A 2,859-nucleotide genomic window follows, 5' to 3' on the forward strand; every position below is an offset into this window, starting at 1 on the left:
GGGGCATGCCTTGTCCCATCAGTACTTCAACCTGCCGTAACTTCACGACGATCTCTTCCGGCTTGGGTCTCTTAATGGCCATACTTGGTCCTCCGCTTTCCTAACTATAGGGGCGGACCACTTCAAAGGGGGAAGCTCAGCCAAGGGTCAGAGCCTGCGCAACGCCTTCGGGGCGTCCTCACGCGTCCTGGACGTGATTTCGGTCAAGCAAGTATCAAGGCACATGAGCCAAGTGACCTGTTCAGCAAAGGTCCTGCTGAGTGACGGTCAGAGAGCTACCCTAAGGATAAAGGTGAGCGACTTCAAAGGGGAGAAGCTGTACGAGTTCTCGACCCGGTAGAGCCCCACCACCAGCCAGCGCCCTCCACCACCCGCCAGAGCCCTCCAGCAGCCTCAAACGGCCCGAGTTCCGCACCAGGCCTCACTACGACCGGCCCCAGGCTCCACTCGTCCGGCCCCAGCAACGGCCCCAGGATTGCTAGCGGGTCGGCCAACTCGATGGTCCGGATCACCGAGCTAGGTTTCCTACCACCCCAGCCAGCAATTAGAAAAAGCCGATGCTTCTTGCATCGGCTTTTTCTAATTTTGGCCATTATTATCGGTAGTTTGACTGCTTCAAGCTTTCAGGCCTATTGCTTTGACTGCGCCAATCCATCAACATTTCCATCAACAAATCCATCAACAATTTGTCGGTTTCGTAGCTGGCGCACTTGATCGGAGGAGGTGGAAGCAGTGGGCAAAGCGGAGGTCATAGCCGCGTTTCGTGGCAACCCTATGAGCCTGGGCTTTCGCCTGGCTAGCGATATTGCCATGTTGATCTTTGCCTTTCTGGTCCTCTTTGCCAAAATAAACTTAGTGGCACAATATTCTGGGTTGATCTCGGCGCCCTCTTTCCTCTCGATCAACCCATGGGAGTAGTCTTAAACCGTGGGCGGTATTACTGGGTGAAGCGTGTCCCAAAGCGCTATCAGGGCCTTGTGGTGGGGGGCACCGGCAAGCCGGTGGTTCAGGTGCGGCAAGCATTGTATACGGACAGTAAGATGGAGGCTCAGTCTAAGGCAAGCCAAGTTGAGGCGGCGCGCCTCGCAGAATGGGAAGCTCTGCGGCTTGGAGACAGTGAAAGTGCGCGCAAGAATTACCTGACCGCCCGGAAACTGGCCGAGGCCAGGGGGCTTTCTTACAAGCCTATAGATGATCTGGCAGCCGGTGATATCGTGGACCTGGTGAACCGGGTTCTATCCCTAGCTGATGGCCGCAGTTTGACAGAGCCATCGACGGTCACCAAGGCTGTTCTTGGTGCGGCACCAGAAACCTTGCCGACCTTAAGCGAAGTTTTGGATGACTATTACAGCCTGACCAGAACGCGCCATCTGCAAAAGTCCGACGCACAAAAGCGCCGTTGGAAGCTGCCGCGCGAGCGGGCGGTGAGAAACTTTCTGAAAGTGACCGGACGTAAGAACGGGAAGGGGGAGCCAGTTGACGTCCCCGTTGATGAGATCACCCTTACCGATGCGCTCAAATTTCGCAAGTGGTGGTCTGCCCGTGTCGAGAGTGGCATGAAGATCGAAACAGCAAATAAGGATCTTGGCCATCTGCCAGAGATCTTCGGAACCTGGGCGGAACTAACAGAAACTGAGATCTCCAATCCCTTTGCCAAGCTCCGCCTTGAAGGGCAAGACGAGCGGGGTGTTCCGCCGTTCACGCGTGACTGGATCGCAAATAAAATTTTGGCGCCAGATGCCCTATCGCGGCTCAATGATGAAACGCGTGATGTGTTTCTTATGATGATCAATACAGGGCTGCGGCCAAGTGAAGTAACCGATGCGCCCCTGGAAGATTTTGAGACAAGCAACAACATTCCATTTTTGCGGGTTGCCGCGCATGGTCGGGAATTGAAGGTGGCTCACACCAGGCGGGAGATACCCTTGCTGGGGGTTTCCCTGGAGGCGGCGCGCCGGATCGTCCTACGCGGCGGAATCTGCCGTTATCGACACAAGGCGGGGGCATGGTCGGCGGCGGTGAATAAGTACCTCTCTAAAAACCACCTGAAAGAGTCGCCGTTGCACGTCGCTTATTCTCTGCGCCACTATGTGGAAAATGCGCTTCTGGCAGCCGAAGTGGATGACCGGGTGAGGGCTGATATTTTGGGGCACAAGTACAATCGGCCGCGTTATGGTGACGGCGGGGCGCTGGAGGGGCGGCGCCTGGCATTGGAGAAGATCGCGCTTTAGCGTGGGGCCACTGGGGGTTGAGGTGATCTGATCCTGCCGTCTGGGCCATGCCAAGTTAAGCAGCCATTTTCCCAACATAAGTTGTGGTTTAAAAGAGCTGATGGACCTTTGCGGGTAAATTCCTCAGTCAGGCGTGGATTTGTTGCCAGAACCGAAATGATTAACCCGGCAACTTCTGCACCTCCAACATTCGCGATTTTTGCTATTTCATTGGCGGCTGTTGCTATCTCTTTCACTGCCTTTTGCATGTTCTGTCCTTGGTTGAGTGGGAAGCTTCTCCAAATTTCTCTGCGAGCTTTAGTGCCCGCGCCATTCCAGCTTCATTCCGCAGCAGCGCTTTTTCTTCTGCTTCCAGTCGCAAAAACAGGGGGAGGTAGACCGGGCCATCTCGCTCAATAACCAGTGCCATGGTGATTATCGCATCTCTTATTTCTGCAAGGTAACTCAAGAGAAATGGCCATTTTTACGGTGAAGCGTGAGAGCTTTTCGGCTTTGTTGCACCAATCGGGGTCTGAGCGTTCTTCCCCTTTCCCCGGACGGATTTATCCTAGGGGCACTGTGACGGGTATGCCAAGAACTGTGTAACGGTTTAGCACGGCGATGCGGATTTGGATCTCCGCGACCTGCC

2 protein-coding genes are annotated in these 2,859 nt (G+C 55.0%); one reads left to right on the forward strand and one right to left on the reverse strand.

The features are described from left to right. The first annotated feature begins 908 nt into the window (after window positions 1-908). Window positions 909-2,231 carry a tyrosine-type recombinase/integrase gene (locus ABJP42_RS20075; protein ID WP_348343629.1) on the forward strand — a complete coding sequence of 441 codons (1,323 nt, stop codon included), beginning with the start codon at window positions 909-911 and terminating at the stop codon, window positions 2,229-2,231. A 232-nt stretch (window positions 2,232-2,463) separates the two neighbouring features. On the opposite strand, the gene ABJP42_RS20080 is transcribed toward ABJP42_RS20075, so the two are convergent. Next, entirely contained in the window at window positions 2,464-2,640 is a 177-nt protein-coding gene (locus tag ABJP42_RS20080) for a hypothetical protein (RefSeq protein ID WP_348343631.1), read from the reverse strand. Window positions 2,641-2,859 lie beyond the last annotated feature (219 nt).

The organism is Pseudophaeobacter sp. (assembly GCF_039971195.1).
In the GTDB taxonomy this organism is placed as follows: Bacteria; Pseudomonadota; Alphaproteobacteria; order Rhodobacterales; family Rhodobacteraceae; genus Pseudophaeobacter.